General features: G+C 44.2%; 22 protein-coding genes. 5 read left to right on the forward strand and 17 right to left on the reverse strand.

What is annotated here, in order from left to right:
- Positions 1 to 12: 12 nt before the first annotated feature.
- A complete protein-coding gene (locus MHB63_00930) occupies positions 13 to 2,409 on the reverse strand; it encodes an EAL domain-containing protein (protein ID MEK3805149.1) in 2,397 nt (798 codons plus the stop codon).
- Positions 2,410 to 2,638: 229 nt separating this feature from the next.
- Here MHB63_00930 and MHB63_00935 point away from each other — a divergent pair, with 229 nt between their 5' ends.
- Positions 2,639 to 2,779 carry a hypothetical protein gene (locus MHB63_00935; protein MEK3805150.1) on the forward strand — a complete coding sequence of 47 codons (141 nt, stop codon included), beginning with the start codon at positions 2,639 to 2,641 and terminating at the stop codon, positions 2,777 to 2,779.
- 493 nt (positions 2,780 to 3,272) lie between these two features.
- Here MHB63_00935 and MHB63_00940 read toward each other — a convergent pair whose 3' ends face one another.
- The 5 genes from MHB63_00940 to MHB63_00960 all read right to left on the reverse strand — a co-directional run bounded on the left by MHB63_00940 (position 3,273) and on the right by MHB63_00960 (position 5,560).
- Positions 3,273 to 3,524, reverse strand: a complete 252-nt coding sequence (locus MHB63_00940; GenBank protein MEK3805151.1) for a hypothetical protein — start codon at positions 3,522 to 3,524, stop codon at positions 3,273 to 3,275.
- 393 nt (positions 3,525 to 3,917) lie between these two features.
- Positions 3,918 to 4,781, reverse strand: coding sequence for a cation diffusion facilitator family transporter (locus tag MHB63_00945; GenBank protein MEK3805152.1), 864 nt, complete (start codon positions 4,779 to 4,781; stop codon positions 3,918 to 3,920).
- A 38-nt stretch (positions 4,782 to 4,819) separates the two neighbouring features.
- Entirely contained in the window at positions 4,820 to 4,960 is a 141-nt protein-coding gene (locus MHB63_00950) for a YvrJ family protein (protein ID MEK3805153.1), read from the reverse strand.
- Between the two features lie 132 nt (positions 4,961 to 5,092).
- A complete protein-coding gene (locus tag MHB63_00955) occupies positions 5,093 to 5,308 on the reverse strand; it encodes a DUF2922 domain-containing protein (GenBank protein ID MEK3805154.1) in 216 nt (71 codons plus the stop codon).
- Between the two features lie 33 nt (positions 5,309 to 5,341).
- On the reverse strand, positions 5,342 to 5,560 hold the full coding sequence (locus tag MHB63_00960) for a DUF1659 domain-containing protein (protein ID MEK3805155.1): 219 nt from the start codon (positions 5,558 to 5,560) through the stop codon (positions 5,342 to 5,344).
- A 187-nt stretch (positions 5,561 to 5,747) separates the two neighbouring features.
- Between MHB63_00960 and MHB63_00965 the strand changes: the two genes are divergently transcribed.
- Positions 5,748 to 6,203, forward strand: coding sequence for a hypothetical protein (locus MHB63_00965; GenBank protein ID MEK3805156.1), 456 nt, complete (start codon positions 5,748 to 5,750; stop codon positions 6,201 to 6,203).
- Positions 6,204 to 6,470: 267 nt separating this feature from the next.
- Positions 6,471 to 7,547 (forward strand): FAD-dependent oxidoreductase, encoded by a 1,077-nt coding sequence (locus tag MHB63_00970; GenBank protein MEK3805157.1) that lies wholly within the window; start codon positions 6,471 to 6,473, stop codon positions 7,545 to 7,547.
- Positions 7,548 to 7,558: 11 nt separating this feature from the next.
- Here the strand turns inward: MHB63_00970 and MHB63_00975 are convergent, their stop codons facing one another.
- The 7 genes from MHB63_00975 to MHB63_01005 form a co-directional block, all read right to left on the reverse strand.
- Positions 7,559 to 8,980, reverse strand: coding sequence for an FAD-dependent oxidoreductase (locus tag MHB63_00975; protein ID MEK3805158.1), 1,422 nt, complete (start codon positions 8,978 to 8,980; stop codon positions 7,559 to 7,561).
- 11 nt (positions 8,981 to 8,991) lie between these two features.
- Complete coding sequence (locus MHB63_00980; protein ID MEK3805159.1) at positions 8,992 to 9,573, reverse strand: CDP-alcohol phosphatidyltransferase family protein; 582 nt, start codon at positions 9,571 to 9,573, stop codon at positions 8,992 to 8,994.
- Positions 9,574 to 9,582: 9 nt separating this feature from the next.
- Positions 9,583 to 10,236, reverse strand: coding sequence for a TVP38/TMEM64 family protein (locus MHB63_00985; protein MEK3805160.1), 654 nt, complete (start codon positions 10,234 to 10,236; stop codon positions 9,583 to 9,585).
- The gene (locus MHB63_00990) at positions 10,233 to 11,219 is read right to left on the reverse strand and encodes an ABC transporter ATP-binding protein (GenBank protein ID MEK3805161.1); all 987 of its coding nucleotides are present in this window, start codon (positions 11,217 to 11,219) and stop codon (positions 10,233 to 10,235) included. The genes MHB63_00985 and MHB63_00990 overlap by 4 nt, the downstream gene beginning before the upstream one ends.
- Positions 11,220 to 11,224: 5 nt before the next feature.
- On the reverse strand, positions 11,225 to 12,880 hold the full coding sequence (locus MHB63_00995; protein MEK3805162.1) for an ABC transporter permease subunit: 1,656 nt from the start codon (positions 12,878 to 12,880) through the stop codon (positions 11,225 to 11,227).
- Positions 12,858 to 14,090: an ABC transporter substrate-binding protein gene (locus MHB63_01000; protein ID MEK3805163.1), complete on the reverse strand. Its 1,233-nt coding sequence runs from the start codon at positions 14,088 to 14,090 to the stop codon at positions 12,858 to 12,860. Before MHB63_01000 ends, MHB63_00995 begins: the two co-directional genes overlap by 23 nt.
- Positions 14,091 to 14,270: 180 nt before the next feature.
- Positions 14,271 to 15,983, reverse strand: a complete 1,713-nt coding sequence (locus MHB63_01005) for a methyl-accepting chemotaxis protein (GenBank protein ID MEK3805164.1) — start codon at positions 15,981 to 15,983, stop codon at positions 14,271 to 14,273.
- A 157-nt stretch (positions 15,984 to 16,140) separates the two neighbouring features.
- On the opposite strand from MHB63_01005, the gene MHB63_01010 reads away from it, so the two are divergent.
- Complete coding sequence (locus MHB63_01010) at positions 16,141 to 17,166, forward strand: EAL domain-containing protein (GenBank protein ID MEK3805165.1); 1,026 nt, start codon at positions 16,141 to 16,143, stop codon at positions 17,164 to 17,166.
- A 37-nt stretch (positions 17,167 to 17,203) separates the two neighbouring features.
- Here the strand turns inward: MHB63_01010 and MHB63_01015 are convergent, their stop codons facing one another.
- The 4 genes from MHB63_01015 to MHB63_01030 form a co-directional block, all read right to left on the reverse strand.
- Positions 17,204 to 18,019 (reverse strand): thermonuclease family protein, encoded by an 816-nt coding sequence (locus tag MHB63_01015; GenBank protein MEK3805166.1) that lies wholly within the window; start codon positions 18,017 to 18,019, stop codon positions 17,204 to 17,206.
- An 82-nt stretch (positions 18,020 to 18,101) separates the two neighbouring features.
- A complete protein-coding gene (locus MHB63_01020) occupies positions 18,102 to 19,205 on the reverse strand; it encodes a Xaa-Pro peptidase family protein (protein MEK3805167.1) in 1,104 nt (367 codons plus the stop codon).
- Between the two features lie 36 nt (positions 19,206 to 19,241).
- Positions 19,242 to 19,778, reverse strand: a complete 537-nt coding sequence (locus MHB63_01025; GenBank protein ID MEK3805168.1) for a hypothetical protein — start codon at positions 19,776 to 19,778, stop codon at positions 19,242 to 19,244.
- Positions 19,775 to 20,860: a glycosyltransferase gene (locus MHB63_01030; protein ID MEK3805169.1), complete on the reverse strand. Its 1,086-nt coding sequence runs from the start codon at positions 20,858 to 20,860 to the stop codon at positions 19,775 to 19,777. The genes MHB63_01025 and MHB63_01030 overlap by 4 nt, the downstream gene beginning before the upstream one ends.
- A gap of 167 nt (positions 20,861 to 21,027) precedes the next feature.
- On the opposite strand from MHB63_01030, the gene crtI reads away from it, so the two are divergent.
- Positions 21,028 to 22,548: a phytoene desaturase family protein gene (gene crtI / locus MHB63_01035; protein ID MEK3805170.1), complete on the forward strand. Its 1,521-nt coding sequence runs from the start codon at positions 21,028 to 21,030 to the stop codon at positions 22,546 to 22,548.
- The last annotated feature ends 78 nt before the right edge of the window (positions 22,549 to 22,626 follow it).

Below are 22,626 nucleotides of genomic sequence, written 5' to 3' on the forward strand. Positions count from 1 at the left end.
ACTCGCCTTTTTTTAGCTTGCTTTCCCGCTGGCAAGGTACTCGGCAAAAAATTCATCAGCCGGGATAGGCCTGCCGCCAAGGTATCCCTGAAATTCAAGACAGCCGAGGTTTGAGAGCAGTTCTTTTTGCATCAAAGTCTCCACACCTTCAGCAATAACCTTTAAGTTAAGATGGTGTGCCATTGAGATGATCATTGAGACGATAGCTTCGTTTCCATTTTGATGCTCCATTTCCTTAATAAAAGACTGATCGATTTTCAGCCTGTCGATATTCAGTTTTTGAAGATAGCTTAAGGAACTGTAGCCTGTCCCAAAGTCATCCATGCTGATTTCGATTCCTCTGTCTCTAAGCAGGGAAAGTTTCATGTTTGCCTCAAGCTCATTGTCCATCATGGCTGTTTCAGTTATCTCAAGCTCAAGACTTGAGGCCCTTATATTGTAATTAGAGAGAACATCGTCGATTGTCTGCACTAAATCATCCTGATAAAGATGCAGGTGTGAAATATTAATTGAAATTCTTCCAAAGGATGCGTTTTTTCTTTCCCACAGCTGTACGTGTTTTCCAACTTCTCCAATGACAAACCTTTCAAGATCAAAGATCAGGCCAGTTTCTTCAGCAATTGGAATAAACGTTGAAGGAGGAATAAATCCAAGTTCCTTATGATTCCACCTGACCAGCGCTTCAGCCCCGATGATTGTTGACAGATTCTCTTTAAATTTGGGCTGGAAGTAAACCGTAAGCTCCCCGTACTGAATAGCTTTTCTAAGTTCATTTTCGATTTTGATTTTTTCGATCATTTTATTGTTCATTTCCGGTGTATAGATGCTCCAGCTGTTTGAGCCGTTTATCTTTACATCATACATGGCAATATCCGCATACTTCAGCAGCAATTCCTCATCCGTGCTGTGAGTCGGATAGTGGGAAGCGCCGATGCTCGCTGTTACAAGACAGTCATTTCCTCTGATCTTCATCGGCAGCCTGAAGTGATGAACCATGTCATGTGCAAGTTCATTTGCTTCCTCAAGTGAGACATCCAGCAGAATGACACTGAACTCATCTCCTCCAAGCCTTGCTGCAAACGACCTTTCAGGAAGCACAGCAGAAAGACGCTCTGCAATTTTAATGAAAACCTGATCTCCAAAAGCGTATCCATAAAGATCATTGAGCCTTTTAAACCTGTCAAAATCAAGACTCAATACAGCAAATGTTTTTTCTTTTGAGATGACTTCAGACAATCTTTGCACAAAGAATCTTCTGTTGGGCAATCCGGTCAGCTCATCGTGATATGCGAGGTAGTTAATCCGGGTTTGAGCTTTTTTGCTTTCCGTAATATCCTTTATGACTCCGTATACACCTACAACTTCATTGTTTACTACCTGCCTTACGGCTGTGATGAGAATATCGAGGTCATCACCGTTCTTTTGCTTCATCTTTAAAGAGAGATCATTATCGATGAGAGTGCCCGTTACAATTTCAGAAAAATAGTGCATCACTTTTTGATGATCCTCTTTGTGAATCAGCTCTAAAAAACGCAGGCCAATCAGCTCTGATTCATTCAGCTGAGTCATCACTCCTGCGATTTTGTTGACAGATGTAATGGTTCCCTCTAAATCTGTCGAAATAACAGCATCAGGGCTTTGATGAAACAGGGACCTGAATCTCTCTTCTTTTTCATGAATTCTCTTAGTCTGTTCATACATCATTGTATGGCTGTATAAATCCGGGATCAAAGTAAGGATAAAATTTAAAAAGAAAACGAATAGGAACGGAAGCAAATACACATATTTTCCGCCTTCTGCAAATTCAAAATTCAGGACAGATGTCATGATGACATACGGAATTCCCGAAAGTGCAATTCCTCCGATGATGCTGCCTGCTGTACGATACCTGATGGACCTGCTCTGGTTCATTGCCCTGTCCTGAAGAGCGATCAGCAAAAGTCTTACAGCCGAAAAACTGAAGGCAACTGACAGGAGCAAAGCAAAAAGAATCAGCAGCGGCTTAATTTCCAAATGATCGCTGAAAATGACCATGTAGCCGATAAAATCAACCATAACAATGCCGGCAGACATACCAAATCCCGTTTTAAAATACGCTGAGGTATTGAAATTTTCTGTGTCTCCCGATCTGATTGAAAAGACAGCGATCATGCTGCATAAACAAAAGCTGAGCACCAAATAAAAAGAGAACCATTTTTCTGAAACAGGAAGGCCGGCAGAGAAAACAGCCGTTACGTGCGTCAGCCAGAACATGAACCCTAGTAGCAGGCTCATTACCCATGGATTCGTTCTAAAGGAAGGTTTTACACTGTATTTGCGGATGGCGGCAAATATAGGAGCAAGATGATAACTAGCTATGGATAAGAGCATGACAAGTAAAACCAGCAGCAAATCTGCATTCACAAACATCGATCTGAACTCCCCCTTCATCCCTTATATCGAACGAAAGCGGAGATAGTTAAGATGTTCTGTTCGTTTTTTATAAATTTTGCCCTCTGTATCCCAAACTATTTTTCAAGTTAAAAGAATGGAATTCTAGATTGTTTCCAAAAAAATGATAAAAAGAGGTTTAAAATGCGGTATTTTGATGCAAACTATCGAACGAAAGTGATTTTCACCTTGAAAGGAGGGGAAAAAAATGAAGCAAGAGCAAAACAACAAGCAGCAGCAAAATATGCAGCAGCAGCAGCAAAACCAGCAAAATCAGCAAAATCAGCAAGCTGATACAGAATTTGCACAAGAAATGAATCAGCAAAAAGCTAACAAAAAACAAAAATAAGTTTACATAGTGTAAGCTGATAAGGACGGTTTATTTAACCGTCCTTTTTCCTATGTTCCGTCAAGCGCTGAATTTTTTAAAAATCAGCATGCGGGCAGGGATTTTTACTTTTTTTATGATATAATGTTTACGTGAAGCTGCAGATGGTGCCACATCTACAGCCAAAGCAGTCAAACTGCACTCATATGGATCAGAATCATCTTTTTGATTGCACGGGCCTCAAGGAACATACCGAGGTCTATTTTTTTTGTCCGAAGCCAAGCACGGCTACAATCAGCGTAGCAAATGAAACCATCACAACTAAGCTCTCAAATATAGTCACCATTCATCCCCCCTTTCCCCAGGGGTTCAAACTGATCCATAAAAGATTGACCTGCAAGTCCATTATAACATTTATCGAACAAAACAGGAACATACGTTTGTATTTTGATGCTATTTTACTAATAAGCTGCCGAAAGAGCAAAAAAAAAGAGAGCTTTTGTGTGCCCTCAGGTTAAGTCTTAACTTTGGTGCGGTCCATTGTGTTTAAGGCGATTTGCATCTTAGCAAGTGTCCCTTTAAGCGTTTCTTCATGGTTGCACTGATCGTTCACGTACATCTCCGACAGATCATAAACGGATCTTGACAGCAGTTCGGCCACGTTCTTAAGTGAATAAGCATCAGGTGCGTAGCCGTCATGTAGCACTTTTCGCAGAATCTCATCACTCAGTTCTTTGATTTTAGCTGCTTTTTCTTTCTCCCTCATGATTCATCCTCCTTACGTTTCATACGTTATTACATTCGCTTTAGGAGCAGAATTCCCTTTGTATGATTCTGTCGAGAAATAATTCTGCGGCAGATGCCAGGCTGCATCAGTCATAAAAAGGCTGGGACAAAACATAGGACAGTTGGATTGCGGAAACATTGTTCATCCACGCATTGAATAGATTCAGAGCTGAAATCCGTACAAAAAGATATGTATTTTATGTTTTTTTATTTGCACAACAGATGGAGATTATAACGTAAGAAAACGAATAAATCTTACGCTAAGGCACCAGGTATCAGATTATGATCCTGCGTAAATAAACACGAATAAAAAAGGATGAATTTGACTATTACAACTCAAATTCACCCTTTTTTATGTATGTCTCAGCTGCATTTACGATGGTTCTATATGAACATGGACATGAGATATCCGGTGTTCCTTTTCCAACCTGCTTTCAACAAGATCTGTTATTTCATGGCTTTCAGTCACATTCAATCCGGCATGGACCTCAATAACGACATCAACGAGAACACTGCTTCCGAGATACCTTGCCTTAATATCCTTTATTCGGTCGACACCCGGTGTCGATTCAACGGTGGATTTAAAGCTGAGGAGCTTTTGATCATCAAAACCGTCTGTCAGAGAATGGGCGGTTTCTTTAAAGATATCCCATGCTGTTTTACAGATAATAAACCCAATTGTAATGGCTGTGAGAGTATCAAGCCACGCAATCCCGAACTGAGAGGCGGCAATTCCGGCAAATGCCCCGAGACTCACGAGCGCATCTGACCTGTTGTCATGTGCGGCGGCAATCAGCGCTTTGGAATTGATTTTTACAGCCAGAGCACGGTTATACCTGTAAACACCATACATAAGGGCCGCACTGATAATGGCCGTCCATGCGGTAATTAAGCTTGGGGATTCTGTTTTCGGCTCAATAATGGACTTAAAGCCTTCAAATAATACCTGAAGCCCCACTGACATGATAATAAAAGATGCAACAAGCGCAGCAATGGCCTCTGCTTTAAAATGTCCATACGGGTGGTCCTTATCGGGCGGCTTCTGGGAAATTTTCAAACCAATCAGAACGGCAGCAGAAGCAATAACGTCTGTGCCGTTGTTCAGGCCGTCTGCAAGCAGAGCCTGAGAGGAATAAAGATAACCGATCGAGAGTTTTGCTGCGGCCAGAATTAAATAGGATGCGATGCTCAGCCAGGCACCGCGCTCCCCCTTTTTCAGGTCATCATAAACATCCACTTGTTCACTTCCTAACGCCGGTGAGTGCCGGCACATTCTTACTTGCTGTTCAGCTGATTTGGAAGCATCTGGATCGTACTGTTCAGAGTGTCCAGTTTACTTTCAATTCTATGCAGCAAATAGAGCGTCACCACGATTGGAAATCCGACTTCACTCACTACTTGAATCCATTCTTCCATAATAGGGTTTCCTCCTTTTCCATCATTTATTGCACTAAGACTGAAAACACATCTATTCAGCTGTAAACAGCCGGCATGATTTGAATACAGGAAAGGGCCGGATCCTCCGTGCATCAGATCCGGCCCTAATCTTTAAAACGTCAGGTCAGCTACATTGCGCTCAACGATGCGGCCTCCCTTTTTGCTGATGAAGTTTCCCCCCGCTGAAAAAAATGCGTTGGATGCTAGAATTTCATCCATTGCTAATGCCACGTCACCGGGCACAACAGGTTCTTTCGGAGAATCAATCATGATTTTCACGATCTTTCCTTCTTCATTTAAAAAATGAAGTTCAAGTGTTTTTGCCATACTCCCACCTCCTTGTCTCCAGCTGTTTTTTCATTACGCCATTACTTGATGAGAATCATTGCGTTCAACATGCAAAAGCGTTTCCGTCTGCAGTTCTGCAATGGCTGCTGCTGCCTGAAGCAGCTGTTCAGGCGTTGCTGAAGTCTTAATGTTGTTGTAATTTTTGTACTTGACTGCCGGCTCGCCCTTTTCATTTACACCCATATCAAACACAAGGCGGAGCTGTGAATCAAGAATGACTGTTTCTGCCATTTCATCACCTCCTTTCATGAATGTTATACATGGATTTCATGAATGGAGTAGCTTTGTCAGGCATCATTTTTTTCATCTTTTACTTTTCATGCTGAAATTTACTGTATGTTCTCTGTTTTTTTACAGAAAATAACATTAGATCATATTCTTTAATACATAAGACAGACAGGGATAGGCAGGTTAGAATGTGAAAACAACTAAGCTTGAAGTTTTGTTATGGAGCATAGCATTTCCGGGGTTTGGGCAGCTGCTGAACAGACAGCTGGTGAAGGGGATCCTTTTTATTGCTCTGGAAGTGATCATAAATACGTACAGCCATTTTAACAGAGGAATTATGCTGAGCTTTTTAGGGGAAATAAATACAGCTTTTAAGACGGTTGACTTTGGATGGCTCATGTTTTATCCATGCATCTACATGTATGCCATGTATGATGCTTACAAACATGCAGATGGACATCAGCCTGAGCTGTCCTTTCTGCCGTTTGCATCCTGTGCTTATTTCGTAACAGTCGGGTTAATGCTGTCCCCTAAAGTGAGGCTGTTTGGAGTTTTGCCCGGGCCGATCTGGCTGCCTATGCTGTCTTTAATCCCTGGACTCTCTGCTGGATTTTTCGTGAGATACCTGCTTCTCAAGATGAAATAAAACTCTCCAAGCTGTGTTTCACAACCGGAATATCGGGTAAATAATGGCTAGAGGCAAGATTTCAGCTAATCATGATTTCACTTACTCCAGCTGGCGCGGGCTTGGAACCGCAAGGACGTTTGAGAGGCAGGGCTTACGTTGTGTAGGTGGTACCGGCATGGCTGAATCAATCAGATTTTCACATAAGTACAGTCTACTATTACAACTACTTATTGCACACTGCGCTGTATGCGAGTGTGCTTTTCATTGCGGTCAAGGGGTGTTTGAATGAAGCATTTGGTGCTGCTTGGAGGAGGGCATGTTCACGCTTCCTTCCTTCAGAGAGCAAAATCAGAAAAATGGAATTGCCGCATTACATGTGTTTCTCCTTCAGAGTATCAATTTTACTCCGGCATGTTCTCCGGATTTTCAGAAGGGCTTTATGATGAAGCGGATCTCACTTTCAGTGTAGAGGCACTCTGCAAAAGAGCAGGAGCGCAGTTTTTAAAAGCAGAAGCAGTTAGAATTGATCCATTGAAAAAGGAGGTTCTTCTTCAAACAGGGGAAAAGCTGGCTTTTGACATGCTCAGCCTGAACCTCGGGTCAGAAAGTCATTCCCCTTTTCCCGGTCATCCAGCAGTTCATTCCATAAAGCCTTCTTATACCTTTCCTGAAAAGATGAGGAGATTCAGAGAAGCAAACCTGCCCGTTATTGTCGGAGCAGGAATCGCAGGTTTAGAGCTTGCTTTATCCGTATCAGCATACAGAAGGAAAAACGGGTTCCCTTCAAATGTTGCGATTCTTTCAAACAGCGGCATATTGCCTTCTGCAGATGAAAATATCTCAAAAGAATTGAAACGTCTGCTTGAAGCAAACAGCATCCGGCTCTTTCTCCATCAGTCAGCTGTATCCGCCAAACTGCAATCCATACAGACAGAAGCCAGTACAATTCCTTTCGACGCAGCGCTTATCCTTACAGGACCGGCTCCGCATCCCATGCTGAAGGAAAGCGGTATTGCATGCGATGAGAACGGATTTATGCTAGTCTCAAAAACTTTTCAATCCGTTCAGTTTCCCTATATTTTTGGTGCAGGAGACTGTGTGTCGTTTGAGGAATACCATGGTCTTGCAAAGAACGGCGTGTATGCCATCCGGCAGGCTCCAGTCTTGTTTGATACTGTCAAAAGATTTCTGCTGGGGCAGAAGCTAAAGCCGTTCAAACCTCAAAAACGCTATATAAGTATCCTTTCCGCAGGAGATAAAAAGGGATTTCTCCTTTATGGAAATTTCTTTTGTTATGGACGTCTACCCTGGAAAATAAAGCACTGGATTGACAGAAGATATATGAAAAAGATGAAACGCTGAAGAATTCTTCTTCAGCGTTTTACTTTGATCCATTTTTCTGTCAACTTAGGCACAATCCCTGAAAAAAGTTTCTCTCTCCAATAAAGATCCGCCGTTTTTTGAACAGCTGCCGCCCTGTTTGGATAGGGATAGACCATCTGGGAAAGATCGCCGATTTTTTTCCCGAGCTGACTGGCAAATACGACCGGCTGCATCCAGTCTCCCGCTCCCTCTCCAATTGCATGTGCACCTATAATAGAGCCGTGTTTATCCGTTATTATTTTCACAAATCCCTCTGTCTCATCTTCGGCTATAAATCTGTCCACTTCATTGAGGTCAGCCTTATATACCCCAATATCCTTGTGATTTTTCCGCGCTTCATCCTCCGTCATTCCAAGATGAAAAATCTCCGGGTGCGTATATGTAACCCAAGGCATGCTGTCATACTTGACGGTATGCGGCAATCCCAGAACTGCTTTTTGAACGACCCCTTTTCCCTCCATGCCGGCAGCGTGAGTAAAAAGCTGGTTTCCGTTAACATCTCCGATGGCAAAAATATGCGGAATGCTCGTCTGCATGGACCGGTTGACTTTTATGGCTCCTTTCTCGTCGCACTCAACACCGATTGTTTCTAGCTTTAGCCCATCACTATTCGGTTTTCTACCGGCTGCTACGAGAATATGGCTCACTTCAAGCGTTTTAAGGACATCATTTTGCCTTATCACAAGTTCTTTCCTGTCTTCAAAAGAAGACACTGATTCAATGGCTGCTTCAGTTAAAATGGTGAATTCCTTTCCTAGCAGGCGCGCTGCGGTTTCCCTGATCTCATCATCTTCTTTTGAGAGCGGCAATTGGGACCTTTCAATAAGTGTTACTTCGGTCCCAAGCCTTGAAAATGCCTGTGCAAGCTCCACTCCGATAGGTCCTCCACCTATAACGGCAAGGCTTTCAGGGAGAACCTCAAGCTGAAATACATTCCGGTTTGTCAAATAGCCGCAATCGCGGATGCCGTCAATATCCGGAACCGCCGGTCTTGAGCCTGTTGCAAGTATGATTTTCTTCCCTTTTAGAATTTTATCTCCCACACTGATCTCATGACTTGAAACAAAAACGGCCTCGCCGTGAATCACATCAATCCCAAGATTCTCAAACCGCTCATCGCCATCATGCTCCTGAATAACAGCTATCGCCCTTTGAACGGACTCCATCACTTTTTTCATATCGGCTTTGCCGCCTGAGGTAAGTCCGAACGCGGCTGCTGCTTTTTTAGCGCTGTATACTTTGTTTGCTGCAGCGATAAAAGCTTTAGAAGGAACACAGCCGGCGTGAAGGCAGTCTCCCCCTAAAGCTTTCTCTTTTTCAATTAAAGCTGTCCTCGCCCCAAAGCTTGCTGCGCCTGCAGCAGCTGTCAGTCCCCCTGATCCTCCGCCAATCACAATTACGTCATATTCCATGTCTGATCCCCCTATTTCAAAATGGTTTTAGCTTCTCTCAGCCTCTGCATGGCTGTAAACAGTTCAATTGCAAAAAATAAATAGGTAATAAGAATAAGGTGATCAGTTAAAAGAATCATTAGAGAAAACAAAATAAATCCTTCTGTCCTCTCAGCCAATCCAGCCTGATAATAAAAGGTTTTCACTCCCTGCTTTTCGCTGACGGCTCCTACTGTAAGGAAGATGGTCATTGAAAGGATAATAGAAACCGATAACAGCAGAAGGGCAAGCCGCGCATCAGGGAAGGCAAGCGCAAGACCTACGATGACGCTTATTTCAACCACCCTGTCAAATGTAATGTCAAGAACGGTTCCAAAGCCTGAAGGTTTAGTCAGCCTCGCCATCGTTCCGTCAACGGCATCCAAATATCCTGATAACCACAGTACGGCCAAGGCCCATAAAGGCTGTCCGATATAAACGAAAAAGCCGGAAGACGAACCGATGATAAAAGCCAGAACCGTCACCTGATTCGCCGTGAGCCCCGCTCGCAGGAGCCGCTTTGCAGAATGTTGGATGATGGGCTGAACATATTTTCTTGCATGTGTATCTAGCATACATTTTCCTCATTTCGATTCATTGGTAAGCAGCTGTTTTACTTTTTCCCTGAAAAGCAGGGGCAAGAGCATCAAAAGAAGAAATACAGCTCCTGCAGCAGCAAGCAGCAGCACGTTCCCTTCGGCAAAGCTTGATCCTAAAAAGGTGAAGGCAATTGTACCCGGGATTACCCCTATAAAAGTTGCAGCTGCAAATGGAAGAAGCCTCACTTTTGAAATGCCGGCTGCATAGCTTATGACATCAAAATGGACAATCGGTATCAGCCTGAGGATAAGCACATAGAAAAATCCGTTCTGCTCAAGCTGCTTTTTCAGTGTCTTCATTCTTTGATTTTCTGATTTCCTGAACATGTCGAGTTTGAAGGTGCCGGCTGCCAAATAGGCAACTACCGCTCCAATTGTTGCGCCGGCCAGAGTATACAGTGTCCCCAAATAGGGGCCGAAAGCCAATCCGCCTGCAAGCGACATGACAGACGCGGGAAAAAGAATTAACGGTCTGACGGAATATAAAACGATATAAAGGAGCGGTGCAGCGGCCCCGAAAGATAATATCCAGTCCTTGATCGTCTTAGGCTGCAGATTCAGATAACGGCTGTTGAACCAAAGCAGTACTCCCGCTCCCGTTATAATGAAAAGCAATTTCCATACACTGTTCTTTTTCATCCTGCATCTTCCTCTTTTTCGGAATGATCAAACGACTGAATGAGTTCCGGATGAATGACTTCTACGTAGACTGAATCCTGAATACCTGCCGATAGATCTGAATGGATGGTTATTCTATCATTTGCATCTTTCAGTTTTAGCGTATAGAAAGTGGCGCCATGCCTCATAAAAATGTGTTCAATTTCAGCAGCATATCTGTATGGATACTGCTCATTCTTATCGACAGCAAGCCTTAGATTGCTGACATGCACAAACGAGCCGCTGCCGGTCATCATCCCTTCGCTGAAGATCGAAGCGGCAGCTTCCGTTTTAGGATGCAGATAGAGGGTTTCCGGAACATCTGCCTGATGAACCCTGCCGTCAGCAAGAACGGCTGCCCGGTCCCCCATGTACATCGCTTCTTCCATATCATGTGTAACAAATAATGCAGACATGCCCTCTTCCTTAAGCAGCTTTCTTACCCACATTCTCATTTTTTTCCTGAGCTCAGGATCAAGACTTGAAAACGGCTCATCCAAAAGGATCAGCTGGGGTTTCACAATAAGTGCCCTCGCAAGAGAAATCCTTTGCTGCTGGCCGCCTGATAACTCGTTTGGATAAGCATCTGAATAAGCTGACATATCCACTTTTTCAAGCATCGCAGCGACCTGTTCCCGCCGGTTTTTCTTTTTGGCAGCCTTTAAACCGTACTCAACGTTTTCAAATACCGTCATATGCGAAAAAAGCAGAGGCTGCTGAAACATCATGACGACCGGCCGTTTCTGGGGTTTACTCCAGGTTACATTCTCTCCGTTGATCTTAATTTCACCCTCATCAAGCGTTTCAAGTCCTGCGATGCACCGCAGCAAAGTCGTCTTTCCTGTCCCTGAAGGACCGACAAGCGAAACAATTTCCCCTTTGGGTATGACCAAGTCCAGCCTTTTAAAAACAGGCTTTTGCTTATACATTTTTGTCAACGAGCATAGTTCTATTCCTTGATTCAAACCGATCACCTTTTCTGATATGGAGTTACTAAGCTAAGCAGCCCTTCAAACAAAAGCCAGATTCCAATTGGAAGGATGGCAAACAGCATGGAAAAACTCGCGATCACCGTGTCATCTGCACTGCTGAAGTAAGGAAAATACAGACCTGCAAGTGTAAGTACATTTCCCCCTCCTATTAGAGCTGTAAGCAAATACTGGCTTAGGGAGATCGTTGATGCCAGAAAAATAACGCTTCGTATTGACGGGATCAGCTGAGGAAAATAAATGGTGTAAAACACTTTAAACCTGCCGGCTCCAAGCAAAGCTGCCTGTTCGCCCGACAAAACTCCCGCTCTTTCAAATCCTGAACGCATCACTTTGATGGTGTAGGGCAGAGTCGGGAGCAGGTGGATCAGGACAACACCAGAAAGCGACCCGGCCAAGCCTGCCTGGATAAACACTGTATGAAGTCCCATTGCGATCGCCAGAACCGGCACAATGACAGGTGTAAGCAGCAGCGTTTCAACTGCTGATTTCCATTTAAAAGAATAGTGGGCAAGAACCTGGGCAGCAGGTATGCCAAGCAGCAGGTTCAGCACAATCACACAAACGGCAATCGTGATGGACTGAGACAAAGCTTCTGCTAGTTTTGGCTCTTCCATCAATAAAGCGTATCCTCTTCCTGAAAAAGTTTCCGGAAGCAGTCCGGTCCATCCCGATGTCATACTTTTCGCTATAACGAATACGACCGGGGCTGTGAACAGAATCAGCAAAACGGCCATCACAGTACGGGACCCATTCCCATGAGGCATGCTTTCCACCGTACTGGACTTCGTTATTCTCTCTCTTTGCTTATTCAATAGGAGATAAACAGCTGCAAGAACTGCAAGAATGACAGCAGTTGAGAAAATCATAACAGCAAATGCAGCAGGTCTTCTGCTCCAGTCACCCGAATAAAACCACTCATAAGTTAAAACAGAAACCATTTTCGGGTAAGTCGTCCCAAGCAGAGCAGGCACTTCGTAGGCTGCAAAAATAAAGGAAAACAAAAGAATAAAGATTTCGATCAGACTGGGGATGAGCACCGGCCACTCCACCAGCTTAAAAGCATCCCATTCATTACCTCCGAGAGTATACACAGCATCTTTGCGTCCCATATTCAGCTGCAGATAGACAGGAAGAAGGATGAGAAGAACGAACGGAATCTCTTTCCATACATATGTGAGAATAATGCCGGTCCCTTCTGAATCTTTCATCAGATCAGGAAAAGCGCCTGATGAGGAGATCAGTCCCAGTTCAACTGAAATGGACGAAATCCAGCCGTTTTGTGATAACAGCAAAAACAGCATGTACCCCCACACAAAATGGGGGAAAAGCATTGGAATCCATGCAGCAAGCTTAAGATATCTATTTTTCAAAAGCGGATAGACAGACCTGATAATCAATAAACCTGCCAAAATAGAAATGACTGTCGACAGCAGGGTGATTTTCAAACTGTAAACTAATGAATCCCTGAAAGGCTCATTAGTAAAAAGATCGTGATACGCTGACAGGCTTTTCGCTCCATCAGGCGCCGTTAAGCTCTCAGCCGCAGCAAGCCACAGTCCTGCAAAAACCATTACTAAGGTAAACAGGACTGAGGGGACGGCAGGCTTCAGCCTATTTCTTTCCTGCCACTTCATTCAGCCAATTCTCCTTTAACCAGTTCACGTATTGTGCATCCACTTCAGGAACAAGCGCTTTTTGGAGGACATCCTGAGGGAGCACTGACTGTCCCCTCTCAATTTCTTTAAGCTGCTTCTTTTGCTCCTCATTAAATGTTTCCGGATCAACTGCCATTCCCTCTCCCCAATATGTGCTGTCATGCTTCGCCAGCTGAGCTTCAGGAGACATGAAGAAGTTGATGGCCGTCATAGCGCCTTCCGGGTTCTGAGTGTTGAAAGGGATACCCAGAAAATGAGTGTTTCCGAGTGATCCGGAATCAAGCACGAACGATTTGGTCGTTTCAGGGAAAATTCCTTTTTCGATTAAACTCTCCGCTCTTGCTTCGTTATAGCCCATTGTCATCCACACTTCCCCGCTGCTGTACAGTCTGTCAAGCTCTGTCAGCGAATTCGGGTAGGCAGATCCTTTTTTCCAGAGAGATGGTTTTAGATCATTCAGATAGGTCCACATATCAGAGCTTGATGAGGCTGCAAGTTCTTCATCAAAACCTTCTTTCAGAAAGCGGTCTGCTCCTCCTCCCGACTCATAGAAAACATGCCTTAAAAAAGCATTTCCCGTGAAGTCATTAGCATCGGGGTAGGTGAACTTTCCGGGATTTTCCTCTGCCCATTGTTTAAGTTCCTCAAGCGATGCCGGGGGATTCTTCACCTTCGCCCCGTCATAGTGAAAAACAAACTGCACCTTGCCCCACGGTGCTTCAAGACCTTCTGTTTTTTCTCCGAAATCATACTGAATATCAAGGGCATCCCCGTTGATATGTTTTTTGAAATTCGGAAGCTTTTCTGTAAATGGCCCGTAAAGAAGTTCACTGTTTTTGGCGTTTTTAAAGTTTTCTCCGTTAATCCAGATAATATCTGTTGAACCTTTGGTTTCTCCGGCCTTTTTCTCGTTCAGGAGCTTTTGAAGAAATTCAGGGGCGTCCATCGGAACCCGTTCAAGGTTCAGTCCATATTGCTCTTTAAGTCTTGGCGCAGCCCAGTCGTCAATGTACTGATTAATTCCCTCGTCACCGCCCCACATAAACATTCGGACTGTCGTTCCATCTGCCTCTTTTTCAATCTCTTCCCACGATAGATCCAGTGCCTCCCGATTTTTATTTGGAGCAGAAGATTGGGAGCAACCGGCTGCTGCTGTCAACAAAATTAAAAACAGTATAAATGGCTTCATATAATCCTCCTTTTAAGTAAATCCTCTCTCAATGATGCTATTAACCTGACGCGGATTCAAGCAGGAATATGCTTTCCTGAAAAGATAACGGATAATGTTCCGGTTTGGATGAAGGTAAATTTTTTCCTGATACGCTCTTAAGCATAAAAAAACCTGACCAATTATGATCAGGTTTTGTGCTCATACTTGAAATTCTCCAACGAGCTGGGAGAGTTCATCAGACAGAGCTTTCAGACGGTCGGAGGAGGCTGCCACCTCTCTTATGTTTTCAGAAGACTGGTGCACAGAAGCGGAAACTTCTTCAATCCCTGCCGCTGACTCCTCAGACACAGCAGCAACTTCTTCTGCCGCCCTGTTGACCAGCACCATCCCGCTTGCAATTGTTTTCATGTAATCGTCCACATTGGCTATCTTTTCATCAAGCTTTCGGATCGATTTGGTGATCATCTCAAATGATTCACCTGTTTGCTTAATAGAGGAAGCAGAATCTTTCACACGGAGCTGTCCGCTGTTTAACGTGGCTGCCACATTTTTAGAAACGTTTCTGAAGTCTTCAACAATCCTTGTAATATCGGATACAGAAGCCGATACCCCAACAGCGAGTTTCCTTACTTCATCCGCAACAACGGCAAATCCCTTGCCGTGCTCTCCTACTCTCGCAGCTTCAATTGCGGCATTGAGAGATAAAAGATTTGTCTGTTCGGCAATTTGTTCAATGACCGTAACAAGCGCAGCAATTTCTTTTGTTTTATCATCCAGATTCATGACTTCTGCTGCAGATTTATTCATCACACCCATGATGTCATTCATTCTGGCAGAAGATGAATTCATCTGTACAGATCCCTGTGAAACTAAATGCATCACTTCATGTGATGACTTCCTCATAAAGGCGCCTTCTTCATTCGCTTTTTCGAGCTGCCTTGAGAAGTCATCCATTTGAGATGCGATGTCTGATGAAGCATGGGACTGCGCAGATGAACCTGCAGCAAGCTCCTGCATCGTTGCCGATACATGCCTGCTTCCTTCATTGACTTCGACGGAAGCTTTGTTTAATTGGCCGCTTCGCACTTGCAGCTCTTCAGATGCTTTTTTAATTTGGCGGACCATGTTGTTCATCTTTGTTTTCAGCTCATTTTGGGAAGCGGTCAGCTGCCCGATTTCATCCCGCCCACCATATTCAAGGTCTGGAGCAGCAAGATTTCCGGCTGAAATCTCATGTGAGAAGCGGATGACACGGTTAAAATGCCTGATAATCATTCTTTGAACGACGAACGTAATCGCTCCTGATAGAACAATAGAAACAACAAGGGCTCCAAGCAAAGTGAAAGCAATCTGTTCCATGCTGCTGCGGGAATCCTCAGCCGCATCTGTTCTTTCTTTGTTTTTCAAGTCCCGGAGCTCATAAAGGGCTGCAATGGTCTCATCTCTGAGTACATTCGCTCTCTCCCTCGCCTGGCTTAATGTCTGCGCATTGTTCTGTTCGACTGCAGGCATAACCGTTATGTAAAAGAGATCATTCAACATTTTGTCATTTTGAATCATCTTCAAGTATAACGCTGTTTCTTCTGGATCATTGAATTCTTTCTTGCTTTTGTCTCCTGCATCCAGCAATTTCTTTCTCTTATCAAGATAGTTTTCTTTGTTTTCGTCTGTGGGATTAATGATGTAATCAGCAATGGCAATATCCATCGACCGGAAAATCGAACCCATCTCAGTGATTGTGCTTGCACTTGTGCTCAATTTGTCCATTTCTGATATATGTTCGTCCACTCTGCTCAGCTGTGCAAACGTTACCATCATTGAGATTGCAAAGAGAAGAATGCACATCATAACAGAAAAGCTGAACTTCCAGCCAATTTTGATATTTCTCCAGAACATGACCGCTTTTTTCATATGTTTAACCCCTTTATTCTTTATCTACATTTACTATCGGAGGCAGAAAGGAAATGTTTAACCCTAACCAACAAGTCCATTTTCATAGGTCTTATTATTCATATCATTCTAGTATTTTGGTATAATGGATTTATTATGAAATAAAGGGGATTTGTTTATGCATGCGTGTTCGTTTTGTTATCAGTCATTTCCAATCAGCCCGGCTGGTTTCTTAACTATTAAAAATACAGACTCAGCCTATACCAGCTTCCTGGAATCCTCCGGTTTTACGTTCAAAGGTGAAGGAAGATTCGAGCTTGCTTATTCAACTAAAGATGAACTCAAAGAGAAAATCTTGCCTTTAGCTTCTTTTTTTGCAGACAAACCATGGCTTGCCGCCATTCATTCAGGCATGAAAGAGGAAAAAACATCTTTCCATGACCTCCAGTTAGTCTGTGCCCACATTATGAACGAGGAGACTGTCCATCTTATACAAAACGGAACATTTGTCAGCCATCTGCAGCCTATCATCCATGCACAAAGCGGCAGGCTTTACGGCTATGAATCACTGCTGCGTGCGATGGATCAGGAAATCTCCCCATACCGGCTCTTTCAAACAGCCGTCGAAACGAACATGCAGTCAGTATTGGATAAAAAGGCAAGGGAAGCGGCGATTAAAGCAAAGGCATCTCATATTCCTGCAGGCATTAAAAGCTTTATTAACTTTCTGCCTTCCACCATCTATAATCCGGAGTATTGTCTGAAACATACCTTTGATATCGTAAAGAAATACGGTGTTTCACCGCAGGATTTAGTCTTTGAAGTGGTTGAAACGGAAAAAATAGAGGATGTTGTTCATTTGAAAAAAGTGCTTAACGTATACAGGGAGAATGGAATGAAAGTGGCTCTCGATGATTTAGGGGCAGGATATGCCACCCTTGAAATGCTTCATGAGCTGCAGCCTGACTATGTGAAAATTGACAGGCATTATATTTCGAACTGCCATAGCGACACGGAAAAACAGGCTTTCGTGTCAAATGTCATAGCCATCGGCAAAAAGCTCAGCATACAGGTGCTTGGCGAAGGTGTTGAAACGGAAGAAGAGTTTGCTTTTCTAAGAGAGAAAGGGATTGATTTTATACAGGGCTACCTTATAGGCAAGCCAAGTGCAAAACCGGTTATTCCAATGATATTAGCGGGATGAGAGAACTGAAAAAAGCAGCGGAATCACCTCCCGCTGCTTACCTTTTTGACGCTCTGTATCCTGCCTGAGCGGCTTCTTTTTCTGAACAGAACAGTTCCTCTTCTTCCGTCACATCATAATACTGGCCGTCTGGAAGATGGTAGATTTTCTCTCCTGAAGAAGAAATATTCCCCTTGATGGCGCATGACTCATCCTTGCTTTCTGCAGGCGCTTCCTCTTTTTCCTGGAGATCCCTGAACCCCTCGTCTTCAGCTGCATAGTTTTCAATGCTCCATATTCCGATCTCGCTTTGCTGAGCCTGCTTTTGCAGCTCATAAAACCGGTCTACATGCTTTGTGTTCGGAGCATACACATATCCCACTCTTGCAAGGCCTTTTTCTATCAGCATTTCATTAAACATCTTCCCGTCCACGTGAAGATAAACAAGGAGCCGTCCGTACTTGTCTCTCTCGCCAACGTCGAGTTCAAGCTCGACTTTTTTTCCTGAGAGCGTGTCTTTGGCAAAGCGGCTGGCTTCAGGGCCAAACGGCTGAACCGGTTTATTCGGATGGACGGTTTCGGGTGTGTCAACAAGCAGGAGGCGAAGCGTTTCTTCTCTTCCTTCTGCCATTACTTTTACGGTGTCTCCGTCAATTACTTTGATAACTTCAGCCTCAATAAATGATTCGGAACTGCTTTCTTGTTTATCCTGCGGTTTTTCTTCCTGGACTGCAGGTGCAGCGGCATCTTCTGTTACTTCTTCTTTTTCATCCTGCATAACAGCAGGCTGCCCGGTTTTGGGCTGCTCTGCCGCCTCATCCGAGCAGCCTGCTGAGAGCATGGCTCCGAGCAGGAGTGCAATCCATTTTTTCATTTCGTTCTTCCCCTTTAATAAAATTCAAACCGTTCCTTCAAAAGGCAAAAATAAACCGCACATGCAGTGCGGTTTGTGGCTCTTACGAAATAATTTGCAGGTCTTTTGGGAATTTTGTCAGCGTTTCATGGCCGTCTTTTGTAATGCAGACATCATCTTCTATGCGGACTCCGCCGATTTCAGGAACATAGATGCCCGGTTCGATCGTATAGACCATCCCCTCTTTAAGCACTCCGTTATTTGTATGGCTAATAGACGGGTACTCATGAACGCTGATGCCAAGCCCGTGGCCAAGACGGTGAGGGAAATACTCGCCGTAGCCGGCATTTGTAATCACATCACGTGCAATCTGGTCGAGATCTCCGATTCTGGTGCCTGGTCTGCTTGCATCAAGCGCCTGCAGCTGGGCGTCAAGAACGGTCTGATAAATGTTTCTCTGCTCGCTGCTGACAGATTTGTAAGCTAGTGTCCTTGTAATATCCGAGCAGTACCCATCAAGAACAACTCCCATATCAAACAGCACAAAATCTCCGTCTTTTAAACGGGCAAGTCCAGGATTTCCATGAGGCTGGCCTGATTTTTGCCCGAAGAGAACCATCGTTGAAAAGGACATTTCGCGGATTCCTTTCCGCTTTAGTTCATATTCGATTTTAGCAAGTACGTCCATTTCAGAAACGCCTTCTTTTAAGGACTGAACACCGACTTCAACACCGTAGTCGGCAAGTTCTGCTGCCTGCTTCAAAATGGCAAGCTCCGTTTCATCCTTTACAAGACGAAGCTCATTCATAATCTCTTCAGCTGATACTAAGGCTGCATCCGGAAGAATCTTCTGAATTTCTTCTGCTCTGGAAAAAGGAAGCAGCTCTTTTTCAAAGGCTGCCTTCTTCATGTTTTGCCGGCCTCTTTTATGTATGGCCGTTTTCACTTTTTCCCATGGATCTTCATGATCGGCATATCCGATGATTTCACCTTCAAAACCTGCGTCTCTAGCTTGGGAGACTTCCATGCCGGGACAAATGAAAAACGGTTCGGCCTCTTTAAATACAAATAACCCCATTAGCCGCTCATGAGGATCAGTGTAAAAATTTGTCAAGTAAAAAACATTTTCTGTTGACGATATAAACACAGCATCTGTGTTCTGCTCGTTAAGCCAATCGCCGAGTTTTTGGAGTCTTTCTTTCTTCATCCGCACTCTCTCCTTCATCTAAACATCTCTTCTCTATCATACGCCAATTTTATCAGAACTTAAAGAAGGCGGTTTGACTTTCGCTTCCGGAGTATGAACTTTTTTTGTCTTTCTTTTAGATAAAGCCCGGTTTAGACGGATCCTGTTGTACCGCTGAATCATGATAAACGGCAAATTGAAGCAGGCAGCATACAGTCCATTGATAAGACCTGCAGCAGGAGTGTTCCAAATAAAAAACAGCACAAAGGCAAACAGCTGCATCCAGTGGGACAGCTCTCCCCTTTTTGTTTCTAGGACGAAGCGTTCCATGTCATTTGCCGCATGCAGGTGTTTTTTTGAAAAACCGCCCGGAAACAAACCTCCAGCTTCAGGCATTCTGTCTTTCCATTTTTTAATCATCAGCCGTTCATAAAGTCTGCCGCTTTTCTCAACGGTTTTTTCATTCCACATCCAGTTAAACCGGCAAACCTGGCAGCTGTCCATTTTGCTTGTCAGCAAAGAAACAGAAAGGTGGATGCCCACCCATGCTGCTATATTCACGAATAGTGACTCTGCACCTGTAAGCAAGCTCACTTAGCATCCTCCTTTACAATAATTTTTCTCCCTTTCCAGGATGCTGATTTGCTGATGAAGGTCCGCCAAAATGACGTGATGAAAACAAGCATGAAAAAACCTGCATGAAAAGGAAAGAACAGAGCGGTGATAATGCCGAAAGAGCCAATTTTTCTTACCGTTATCCAAATATGCAGAACAGCGGCAGCATAAAGAAGAGCATACACCTCCCGCCACTCACCCGTAGGGAACTCAGTCAAAAAGGATAAACATCCGGCCACCCAGAGCACAAATGGAAGCAGAACCTTCCAATCCGTTGCCTTCGCTCCGCTTGCAAATGTTTTTGAAAAGCCCGCAATAAGAGATGCGGGCCCATCAGGATACATTCTCATTGAAAGTGCGCCTTTTCCGCTCAGGCAGCGGACAGGTTCTCCTGTCCGGCTTACACGGACGGCAAATTCCATATTTTCAGCGACCTTGTCTTTAATGATGCCGTGACCGCCCCATTTAAAATAATCTTGTTTTGTACAGATCATGCACTGTCCAAACGCACCGTATGAAACACCTTTTCTCTGAAGGAAACGAAAAGCACCCATAGCAGAAAAAGCTGCCAAGTGGAAAAAAGCAGAAAGTGATTCGTATGGCTTTTGAATGTTGTGATACGGGTGAACGGACAGAATTCCGGAAGCTCCCTGATCAAGAAATGCAGCGGCCGTTTTTCCCGCGCCGAACTCCTCAAAAAAAGTATCTGCATCAAGGAACATGAGCCACTCTCCTTTAGCTTTCTTTGCCCCCGAAAAGCATGCCCATGATTTTCCGAGCCATCCTTCTGGAGGTTCCTCCGCGTGCATGACTTCTGCTCCGCAAGCAGACGCAATTTCTGCTGTTTTGTCTTCTGAACCATCATCCACAACAAGGATTTCGGCTGGATATTGGCCTTTCAGCGAATTCAGCAGTCTGCCGATATTCTGTTCTTCATTTCTTGCAGGAATAATAATAGAAAGCCTGCTTAGAGAATCTTTATCTCCTTTTTGCTTCTCAAGAGTCTGAATTCTGTATAGAAGGTAAAGGCCGGCAGCTATACCGGCTGTCATCGTAAACATGCACATCACACTTTCATAATGGAATGATCCGTCCCGCCACCATGCGGACGGCTTCCCATTCTCCTGTCAAACTGGTTTAAAACGAGCTTTTCAGGGCAGAATGGATGTCTGTAAAGACTGGTCATTAGTTTAGTCAAATTAGAAGAATTTCATAAGGAGGGTTTTCGATGAATAAGAAAGCAGTCATTATCGGCGGCGGGCTTGGCGGGCTGTCAGCGGCAATCAGGCTCCGTTCAGACGGCTATCATGTCACAGTGGTGGAGAAAGGAGAGCGTGTCGGCGGCAAACTGAACATGCGCGGCGGACTCGGCTATACCTTTGATACAGGCCCGTCTATTTTGACAATGCCCTGGGTGCTTGAAAAATTATTTAAAAGCGCCGGGCGGAATCTATCAGATTACCTGACAATTAAAAGGATTGAGCCAGGCTGGAGAACATTCTATGAAGACGGGACAACGATTGATTTAACAAGCGATTTGCCGGTGATGCTTGAGGAACTGAAAAAAGTTTCCGAAGAAGATGCAAACGAATTCTTTGATTACCTGCAGTATTGCAGTAAAATGTATGAATACAGCATGAAGAGCTTTTACAGCAAAAGCTTATCCGGCCTGAATGACCTCCGCTCTCTTCACAGCGTAAAAGAACTGCTGCTGATGGAACCGCTGAAATCAATGGACGGCGTCACACGCAAGCATTTTAAAAACAAGAAAATCAGACAGCTGTTTAATTTTCTGATTATGTACATAGGCTCTTCGCCTTACCATGCCCCTGCCGTTCTTTCGCAGCTGACTCATGTCCAGCTCGGGCTTGGCGTCTATTACGTCGAAGGCGGCATGTACAACATTGCACTTGCCATGAACAAGCTGCTGCATGAACTCGGTGCTGACATTCACCTGAATACTAAGGCAGAGCGGATTGTCACTGAAGGCTCAAGAGCAGCCGGCGTCGAACTTTCAGATGGCAGAATCCTTCATGCCGACATTGTCGTATCCAATCTTGAAGCCATTCCTGCCTACAATACGCTTCTTAAAGATAAAGCCGGCAGCAGCCAGAAGGCGTCAGATCTCCAAAAATATGAGCCTACCGTATCAGGCCTTGTCATGCTTCTTGGAGTAGACCGGACGTACGAAAATCTGGCCCATCATAATTTCTTTTTCTCGGAAGATCCGGAAAAAGAATTTCATCAGATTTTTAATGAAGGCAAGCTTGCAGATGACCCGACGGTTTATGTCGGCATCTCGTCAAAATCTGATCCGACTCAGGCTCCAGCCGGAAAAGAAAACTTGTTTGTCCTTACTCATGTGCCTCCTTTGAAGGAAGGAGAAAACTTTGAATTCAGAAAAGAAACGTACCGGGCACAAATCCTTGATAAGCTGGAACGCATGGGGATGACAGGGTTAAGAGAGCACATTGAATTTGAATATACGTTTACGCCGAACGATCTTCAAAGTTTATACGGCGCAAACGGCGGCTCGATTTACGGAGTTGCTACAGACCGGAAGAAAAACGGAGGGTTTAAAATCCCGAGCAAAAGCACGCTGCTTGAAAATCTGTATTTTGTCGGAGGTTCCACCCATCCGGGCGGTGGAGTGCCGATGGTCACCCTTTCCGGACAGCTGACCGCAGACCTGATAGCAGAACACGAAAGCAAAAAGCCTCAAATCAATCAAGACAAAGAAATTTCCTGAAGATGCAAAGAAGGATAAGCACTGAGCTTCATCCTTCTTTTGCCTTTTGCCCTTATTGTATATATGTATAAAAGGATG

This window comes from Bacillus sp. FSL H8-0547 (assembly GCA_038002745.1).
In the GTDB taxonomy this organism is placed as follows: domain Bacteria; phylum Bacillota; class Bacilli; order Bacillales; family Bacillaceae; genus Bacillus_P.

Bases quoted from the DNA above. Each gene is read 5' to 3' on its own strand.
- MHB63_00930 (MEK3805149.1), bottom strand. From the start codon at position 2,409: ATGTTTGTGAATGCAGATTTGCTGCTGGTTTTACTTGTCATGCTCTTA.
- MHB63_00935 (MEK3805150.1), top strand. From the start codon at position 2,639: ATGAAGCAAGAGCAAAACAACAAGCAGCAGCAAAATATGCAGCAGCAG.
- MHB63_00940 (MEK3805151.1), bottom strand. From the start codon at position 3,524: ATGAGGGAGAAAGAAAAAGCAGCTAAAATCAAAGAACTGAGTGATGAG.
- MHB63_00950 (MEK3805153.1), bottom strand. From the start codon at position 4,960: ATGGAAGAATGGATTCAAGTAGTGAGTGAAGTCGGATTTCCAATCGTG.
- MHB63_00955 (MEK3805154.1), bottom strand. From the start codon at position 5,308: ATGGCAAAAACACTTGAACTTCATTTTTTAAATGAAGAAGGAAAGATC.
- MHB63_00960 (MEK3805155.1), bottom strand. From the start codon at position 5,560: ATGGCAGAAACAGTCATTCTTGATTCACAGCTCCGCCTTGTGTTTGAT.
- MHB63_00970 (MEK3805157.1), top strand. From the start codon at position 6,471: ATGAAGCATTTGGTGCTGCTTGGAGGAGGGCATGTTCACGCTTCCTTC.
- MHB63_00975 (MEK3805158.1), bottom strand. From the start codon at position 8,980: ATGGAATATGACGTAATTGTGATTGGCGGAGGATCAGGGGGACTGACA.
- MHB63_00980 (MEK3805159.1), bottom strand. From the start codon at position 9,573: ATGCTAGATACACATGCAAGAAAATATGTTCAGCCCATCATCCAACAT.
- MHB63_00985 (MEK3805160.1), bottom strand. From the start codon at position 10,236: ATGAAAAAGAACAGTGTATGGAAATTGCTTTTCATTATAACGGGAGCG.
- MHB63_00995 (MEK3805162.1), bottom strand. From the start codon at position 12,880: ATGAAGTGGCAGGAAAGAAATAGGCTGAAGCCTGCCGTCCCCTCAGTC.
- MHB63_01000 (MEK3805163.1), bottom strand. From the start codon at position 14,090: ATGAAGCCATTTATACTGTTTTTAATTTTGTTGACAGCAGCAGCCGGT.
- MHB63_01005 (MEK3805164.1), bottom strand. From the start codon at position 15,983: ATGAAAAAAGCGGTCATGTTCTGGAGAAATATCAAAATTGGCTGGAAG.
- MHB63_01010 (MEK3805165.1), top strand. From the start codon at position 16,141: ATGCATGCGTGTTCGTTTTGTTATCAGTCATTTCCAATCAGCCCGGCT.
- MHB63_01015 (MEK3805166.1), bottom strand. From the start codon at position 18,019: ATGAAAAAATGGATTGCACTCCTGCTCGGAGCCATGCTCTCAGCAGGC.
- MHB63_01020 (MEK3805167.1), bottom strand. From the start codon at position 19,205: ATGAAGAAAGAAAGACTCCAAAAACTCGGCGATTGGCTTAACGAGCAG.
- MHB63_01030 (MEK3805169.1), bottom strand. From the start codon at position 20,860: ATGTTTACGATGACAGCCGGTATAGCTGCCGGCCTTTACCTTCTATAC.
- crtI (MEK3805170.1), top strand. From the start codon at position 21,028: ATGAATAAGAAAGCAGTCATTATCGGCGGCGGGCTTGGCGGGCTGTCA.